This is a genomic window from Phenylobacterium sp. (genome assembly GCF_031412415.1).
In the GTDB taxonomy this organism is placed as follows: domain Bacteria; phylum Pseudomonadota; class Alphaproteobacteria; order Caulobacterales; family Caulobacteraceae; genus Phenylobacterium.
The window spans coordinates 1-7,303 of record NZ_JANOCX010000226.1 but is presented as its reverse complement, the minus strand read 5'-3'; the positions used below and the strand labels follow the sequence as shown (position 1 = coordinate 7,303).

7 protein-coding genes are annotated in these 7,303 nt (G+C 67.5%); 3 read left to right on the top strand and 4 right to left on the bottom strand.

Annotated features, from left to right (window positions below; translation table 11 throughout):
* Window positions 1-416: hemerythrin domain-containing protein (locus RMO04_RS11180; RefSeq protein ID WP_309644865.1), on the bottom strand; the 416-nt coding region annotated here is incomplete at its 3' end.
* A gap of 381 nt (window positions 417-797) precedes the next feature.
* On the opposite strand from RMO04_RS11180, the gene RMO04_RS11175 reads away from it, so the two are divergent.
* The 3 genes from RMO04_RS11175 to RMO04_RS11165 all read left to right on the top strand — a co-directional run bounded on the left by RMO04_RS11175 (window position 798) and on the right by RMO04_RS11165 (window position 4,604).
* Window positions 798-2,135 carry an MFS transporter gene (locus RMO04_RS11175; protein ID WP_309644864.1) on the top strand — a complete coding sequence of 446 codons (1,338 nt, stop codon included), beginning with the start codon at window positions 798-800 and terminating at the stop codon, window positions 2,133-2,135.
* Window positions 2,136-2,225: 90 nt separating this feature from the next.
* Window positions 2,226-4,097: an HWE histidine kinase domain-containing protein gene (locus RMO04_RS11170; protein ID WP_309644863.1), complete on the top strand. Its 1,872-nt coding sequence runs from the start codon at window positions 2,226-2,228 to the stop codon at window positions 4,095-4,097.
* Window positions 4,098-4,133: 36 nt separating this feature from the next.
* Window positions 4,134-4,604 carry a carboxymuconolactone decarboxylase family protein gene (locus RMO04_RS11165; protein ID WP_309644862.1) on the top strand — a complete coding sequence of 157 codons (471 nt, stop codon included), beginning with the start codon at window positions 4,134-4,136 and terminating at the stop codon, window positions 4,602-4,604.
* Here RMO04_RS11165 and RMO04_RS11160 read toward each other — a convergent pair.
* The 3 genes from RMO04_RS11160 to RMO04_RS11150 form a co-directional block, all read right to left on the bottom strand.
* Complete coding sequence (locus RMO04_RS11160; protein WP_309644861.1) at window positions 4,601-5,677, bottom strand: Glu/Leu/Phe/Val dehydrogenase dimerization domain-containing protein; 1,077 nt, start codon at window positions 5,675-5,677, stop codon at window positions 4,601-4,603. The two genes, RMO04_RS11165 and RMO04_RS11160, sit on opposite strands and share 4 nt — an antisense overlap.
* Window positions 5,678-5,740: 63 nt before the next feature.
* Window positions 5,741-6,754, bottom strand: a complete 1,014-nt coding sequence (locus tag RMO04_RS11155) for an alpha/beta hydrolase (protein WP_309644860.1) — start codon at window positions 6,752-6,754, stop codon at window positions 5,741-5,743.
* Window positions 6,751-7,303 (bottom strand): uracil-DNA glycosylase family protein (locus RMO04_RS11150; protein ID WP_309644859.1); only part of this gene is annotated, 553 nt, incomplete at its 5' end. The genes RMO04_RS11150 and RMO04_RS11155, both read right to left, overlap by 4 nt.

The window sequence follows — 7,303 nt, the reverse complement described above, 5'->3', positions numbered from 1 at the left end:
GCGCCCAGGTCTTCCATGTCCAGCCCGGCCTTCTTGGCCTGGGCGAACATGCCCTCGACGCGCTGTTCCTCTTCCTTGACGTGGTGCTCGATCATCTCGGACAGCACCTTGACCTTGGCCTCGTAGAACGCGTCGTCGGGGCCGCCGGCCTCGATCTCGGCGATCAGCACCTTGGCGCCGTCATGTTCGACATAGGCTTCCTTTAGCAGGTCCTCGTCCACCGCGCCCTCGCAGGCCGGGTAGAAGATGTCTTCCTCGATCTTAGTGTGGATCGTCAGCTCCATGCAGATCTGCTCGGCCAGGGCCTTCTTCTTGCCGTCCGCCTTGGCGGCCTCGAAGTGAGCAAACAGCTCTTCCACTTTCCGGTGGTCGGCTTTGAGCAGGGCGACGGCGTCGGGTTTCTCGGTGCTGGGCATGTGCCTCTCCAGGTCTGGACTGACGACCCGAACGTGACGGTCAGGTCCGAGTTCCCAGGTTTCAAGAGATGAGAAATGTTCGCATTTTGGGAGCCCCGGCCGCGTGGCATGACTCTGCGGTGTCGACGTTGCCTTCGATTCCGCCCGGCGCCGCGCGCCTCGCGACCGAGACCCTCGGCGAGGGTGTGGAACAACCTGAGGCGACCAGCGCGATCATCGCCGAGTTCTTGGCGCGGGTATGACGGCCTGCGACCGATCGCGCCGGCTTTAAGGCTGTTCCCGCCCCGGGACTCTGCTAGACCGGACGGATTGAATTAAGTCGATAAGCATTAGGGAGAGCCGGCGCGGCTTTCAGTCCCTGCACGCGCGGGCGCGACGCTGTTGGAATCAAGATTTGAAGAAGAGGGCGAGGCCGCGGCCGCGCCAGAAGTGACTACGACCGAGCCCAGCCTGGCGGACAAGGAAGCCGCCTACGAGAAGTTCGTCTGGGACAATCTGAAGCGCAACTATGTCGGCCACTACCTGCACGGCATGCTGGGCATGACCGGCTTCCGGCTGATCAACGCGCCGACCTTCCTCCCGGCCTATCTTCACCTGTTGTCCGGCTCGAACTTCGTCGTCGGCCTGGGCCTGGCCCTGCAGCAACTGGGCGGCGTGATCAGCCCCATCGTCGGCGCCAACCAGATCGAGCACCGCACCAAGGTCATGCCCGCCGCCATCTGGATGGGCGGGTTGGCGCGGCTGCAGATCATCGGCATGGCTCTAGCCGGCTGGTTCCTGTCGGGCCAGAGCCGGGTGGTGGCCATCATCGGCTTCATGTTCCTGTTCGGCCTGTTCATGGGCACCCAGCGGGTGGTGTTCTCCATGCTGCTGGCCAAGGTGATCCCGATCAGCCGGCGCGGCCGGCTACAGGCCTGGCGCAACGCCACCGGCGGCCTGATCGCCGCGGGCCTGGCCTATCTGGCGGGCCGCTACTTCATCGACGCCAACCTGTTCGGCAACGGCTATTCGACCACCTTCCTGTTCGCGTTCTTCCTGACCAGCCTGGGCCTGACGGCGCTGCGGCTGCTGATGATCGAACCCGAGCCGCCGACGGTCCGGGCCCAGATGCGCCTGCGCGACCGGATGAAGGAATTTCCGGCCCTGCTGGCGGACCGAGGCTTCCTGTTCTTCATGGTGGTCCAGATGCTGGCCATCAGTGGCCGGATGGCGGTGCCGTTCTATGTCATCTACGCGGCCAGCTCGATCGAGCTGTCGGGCAAGAACCTGGGCCTGCTGTCCCTCGCCTATCTCGGCGCCGACACGGTCTCGAATCTGCTTTGGGGGTATCTGGGCGACAAGACGGGCTTCCGGCTGATCATGCTGGTCTCATTGGTGCTGTGGGTGGCCTCGACCGTGCTGCTGATGAACGCCCATGACTTCCTGCCGATCTTCCTGGCCTTCGCGGGCCTCGGCGCGTCGCAGTCGGGCTACATGATGAGCGCCGGAACGATGATCCTGGAGTTCGGGGACCGCGACGAAATGCCGATGCGCATCGCGCTCTCCTCGACGGCCGAAGGGATCATGGCCTCGGCCGGCCCGCTGATCGGGGGCCTGATCTCCGCCAGCCTCGGCTACGGCGTGCTGTTCTCGCTCTCCATCGCCTTCCTGCTGGCGGGGCTGATCGTCCTGCTGCTGCTGGTCAAGGAACCCCGGACCGCGCGCATGGCGCCGCCCTGATGAAATGGTGCGTTCAACTCTTGCGCGCGTCTCTTGGCGTCTGCCCGGCGATCTCCTAAGCATGGACGCGCGGTTCGCATAGGGATCGTCATGTCCGACCAGCTCCCGAACGGAGAGGCGAATTTTCTCGAAGGCGGCGGCGACATGGGCGCCCGCATCCGCGCCTTTGACTGGTCATCGACGCCGCTTGGGCCGCCGCAAACCTGGCCGCAGCCGCTGAAGGGCGCCGTGCGCCTGATCCTGGCCGCGCGCCAGCCCATGCTGGTCCTGTGGGGCGACGACCTCATCCAGTTCTACAACGATCCCTGCCGTCCGGCCCTGGGCCCCGAGCGACACCCCGGATATCTCGGCCAACCGGCCCGGTTCTGCTGGGGCGACAATTGGAGCGTCTTCCGTCCGCAACTCGAGCAGGTGATGGAAGGGCGCGGCGCGACCTGGCGTGAAGATGAGCGCATGACCATCGTGCGCGATGGCCGGCTGCAGGACATCTATTGGACCTACAGCTTCACACCCATTCACCAGGACGGTCGACCGACGGGCGTGGGCGGGGTCCTGGCGCTCTGCAACGAGGTCACCGCCCAGCACATGGCGGCCCAGGCCGACAACGCGCGGGCCGCGCGAATCCTGGGAGCGATGAGCGAGGGGTTCATGATCCTCGATCCTGAATTCCGGGTCATCGAGATCAACTCCGAAGGCCTGCGGCTCGCCGAGCTGACCAAGGAGCGGATGGTCGGGTTCACGCCCTGGGAGATCTGGCCGCGAATGACGGGCGGGCGGATCGAGGCGGCCTATCGCCAGGCCATGAACGAACGCATACCGGTCGACCTTCAGCACCGCCATGGCGACCTGTGGCTGGATCTTCGACTCTATCCGATGGAGGACGGCCTGGCCGTCTTCTACCGCGACATCACCGCCACGCGGCAGGCCGAGGAGGCGCTGCGTGAAAGCGAGTCGCGGCTGCGCATCGCCCAGGAAGCCGGCGGGATCGGCACCTATGAGTGGGACCTCACCAGCGGCGAACTCTACGCTTCCGATGTCGCGCGGCGGATTTGGGGCATCGCGGCCGACGCCGAGGTGACCATGGTCATCGCGGTGCAGATGATCCATCCGGACGATCGCCCCTACGCCCTGCCGGTCTCCGATCGCCCGATGGAGGAGCTGGTCGGGGCCAGCGAATACCGGATCATTCGACCCGACACCGGTGAGGTCCGCTGGATCGCTCGCCATGTGGAGATCGTCCGCGATCCCGTCGGCGCGCCGGCCCGGATCATCGGCGCCTTCCGCGACATCACCCAGGGCAAGCGCTTCGAGGATCATCAACAGTTGCTGATCAACGAGCTGAACCACAGGGTGAAGAACACCCTGGCCACGGTTCAGTACATTTCAGCCCAGACCCTTCGGGTCTCGTCCTCGATCGAGGAGGCCGGCCAGGCCTTCGAAGACCGGCTGCTGTCGCTGTCGCGGGCGCACAACGTGCTCACGCGCGCCAACTGGGAGAGCGCCAGCCTGCGCGACATCGTGGCCGAAGCGATGGCGCCCTACAGCTCGGTCGCCGAGCAGCGCCTGTGGATATGCGGCCCGGAGGTGCGCCTGGCGCCCCACACCGCCCTCGCCATCGCCATGGCCCTACAGGAGCTGGCCACCAACGCGGCCAAGTACGGCAGCCTGTCGAGCGAGACCGGTCGGATCGACATCGACTGGACCATCCTCCCCACCCCCGGAGGCGATCGTTTGCGGTTGGTCTGGGCCGAGTCAGGCGGGCCCATCGTCATGCCGCCGACCCGGCGCGGCTTCGGGAGCAGGCTCCTGGAGCGGGGGCTGGCGCGCGAGCTCGGCGGTGAGGTGCGGCTGGCCTTCGCCGCGGAAGGCGTCGTCTGCACCATGGAGGGCCCGGTCGAGGCGGCGCCCGAAATAGGCGGGCGAATGTCACGCCAAGCCTCGACCGCCCGTCCTGTCTCCTAGAAGCCGCCTCCCCGGCCGCAGTTTGGAACCTTCCACATGACCGCTCGCCTAAACCCTTTCACCCTCGCCCCCGACCTGATCGCGCCGCTGATCGCGCTGGAGGACTCCATCGCCAAGAGCGGCCTGGAATACAGCCTGATCGAACTGGTGAAGACCCGCGCCTCGCAGATCAACGGATGCGCCTTCTGCATCCACATGCACACCCGCGACGCCCGCGGCGCCGGCGAGAGCGAGGAGCGTCTGTACATGCTGAGCGCCTGGCGCGAGTCCTCGCTCTACACCGACCGCGAGCGCGCCGCCCTAGCCTGGACCGAAGCCCTGACGCTGGTCGCCCAGACCCGGGCGCCGGACGCCGACTATGAGGGCCTGCAGGGCCAGTTCAGCGACGAAGAAGTCGTCAAGCTGACCTTGCTGATCGGCGCCATCAATGTCTGGAACCGCATCGCCGTGGGATTCCGGCTAAAGCACCCGAGGACCTGGAAGCCGACGGCCGTCGCCGCGGCCTAGGCCGCCAGCCGCTCGGCCACGGCCTGGGCGATCCGGGCCTTGGCCATTTCGTTGGCCACCTCATGGGTTGGGCGGCCTTCAGCCAAGGCGCGGTCCAACACTTCTTCCAGGGTGACCATCAGGCGGTCCAGTTTGGCGCCGACCCAGGCCGGGTCGAAGGCCTCGCCACGCTCCAGGCCACGGATCTCGGCGGCGACGTTGATGATCCCGCCGCCGTTGATCACGTAGTCGGGGGCGTAGAGGATGCCACGCGCGAAGACCTCGCGACCGATCTCCGGATCGGCGAGCTGGTTGTTGGCGCCCCCGGCGATGATCCCGGCCCGCAGGCGCGGCAGGGTCGAAGCGTTGATCGCCCCGCCCAGGGCGCAAGGCGCGAACACGTCGGCCTGTGCGTCGAAGATCGCGCCGGGCGCAACCACTTTGGCGTCCGTGCGCGCGGCGACCTCGGCCAGGGCCTGCTCGTTGACATCGGTGAGGATCAGCTTGGCGCCGGCCGCATGCAGCTTCTCGGCCAGATAGGCGCCGACATGGCCGACGCCCTGGATGGCGACCGTGACGCCGTCCAGGTCGCGCTTCAGGGCGCGCTTGACGGCCAGCCGCACGCCGCGGAACACACCCTCGGCGGTGACCGGCGACGGATCGCCCGAGGCCGCGGCGTGGCCTTCCAGCCCGGCCACGTAGCGGGTCGCCTTGCGGGCGCTCATCAGGTCGGCCGGCGAGACGCCGACGTCTTCGGCCGTCCAATATCTGCCGCCCAGGGTCTCGACGCCGCGGCCGAAGGCCTCGAACAGGGCCGGCGATTTCATGGTGCGGGAATCGCCGATGATCACGGCCTTGCCACCCCCCAGCTCCAGGTCGGCCATGGCGTTCTTGTAGGACATGGCGCGCGAGAGCCGCAGGGCGTCTTCCAGCGCCGCTTCCGCGCTGGCGTAGGGCCACATGCGGCAGCCGCCTGCGGCGGGGCCCCGGGCCGTCGAATGCACGGCGATGATGCTTTTCAGACCGGTTTTTTCGTCGAAGAACGAATGGACGCCTTCATGGCCCTCGAACGAGGGAGAATCGAACAAGGTCATGCCGGGAACGTCGCCTGTGCGTGGAAGGTATTGCCGGAGCCCTCTAAACCCCCGCTGGGCCGTTCACAACCCCGTCCGAGCCTTTGTCGCGGACTTCGCGTGGGCGGCGGAAATCGGGGGCGGGCCCGAGGGCAGCGGCGCGGCGGGGTCAAGGATGAAGCTCAAAAGGTCGGCCTGGACCACGGGTCCATTGTGGTCGCGGGTCATCAGGTGCCAACCCTTGGCGTAGAAGGCCGAGCGATCGGTGGGCTTCAAGCGCGCGGCGGCCTGGACCGAAGGCTTCTTCGGAATGATCTCGTCATTGGCCCCATAGATGTAGAGCACGGGCACGGGGATCAGGCCCACTTGGCTCCAGGCCCGCTCCATCATCCCCACGAAGCCGTAGAGAAAGTCCGACCGCGCGCCCCAGACCATCAACGGGTCGCGGCCCATGGAGATCAACTCCTCGCGGTTGTCCGTGGGCTGAACCCGGTCGGTGACCCAGCGGGGCGGGGTGTAGATTTTGCCCGGCGTGGTGCGGGCGGCGAACCACAGGGCGGTCTTGTAGGGCAGCGGCTGGCTGGACCAGCCCCAGACCGCGGGCGCCATCAGGATCACCCGGTCGGCGGCGGGCGGGCGGTCCGAGGCGAAGGCTTCGATGGCCACGGCGCCGCCCATGCTCTCTCCGGCCACCACCACCGGCACGCCGGGATGCTGGGCGCGAACCAGGGCGGTGACGGTGCGCAGGTCCTCGATCATCAGGCTCTCGCCGGCCCAGACCCCGCGATGCGGCGAGCGGCCGAAGCCGCGCTGGTCATAGGCGTAGGTGGTCACGCCATTGGCGGCCCAATAGGGGGCGGCCAGAGCGAAGGCGCGGGCGTAGTCGTTCATCCCGTGCACGCCGATCAGCACCGCCTTCGGCTCGCCCGCAGCGTCCCAGCGACTGAGACCCAGCCGTGAGCCGTCGAAGCTGACGATGGCGTCGGCGTCCAGGCGTGGCCCCTGGAACCCCATGGGCGGCTGGCCGGCCTGCTGCACGCTCATGGTCGCGCAGGCGCTGAGCAGCAGTGCGGCGAAAAGGACGGCGATCAGTCTCACGAGGCCAGAATGCCCTGCACCCTTTGGCGAAGATAGGGCGCCACCTCGGCCTCGAACCACGGATTGCGCTTCAGCCAGGCCGTGTTTCGCCATGACGGATGGGGCATGGGCAAGTAATGCGGCAGATACTCGCGCCAGGCCCGCACCGTCTCGGTCATGTTGGCCTTGGCCCGATCGCCCAGAGCCCAGGCCTGGGCGTAGCCGCCCACCAATAGGGTCAACTCCATCTCCGGCAGAGCCGCCAGCAGGCGCGGCCGCCAGAGCTGCGCGCAACGCGGCGGCGGCGGGAAATCGCCGCCCTTGGGATTCGTGCCCGGAAAGCAGAAAGCCATGGCCGCCACCCCGATCTCGGGCCGCCCATAAAACGTCTCCGCGTCGATCCCCATCCAGCCGCGGAGCCGTTCACCCGAAGGATCTGTGAACGGCATGCCGCTCTCGTGGACCCGGCGCCCCGGCGCCTGGCCACAGATCAGCAAGCGCGTCTTCGGCGTGACCATCACCACCGGCCGAGGCTCGTGCGACAGCTCGCCGGCGCAGGCACGGCAGGCG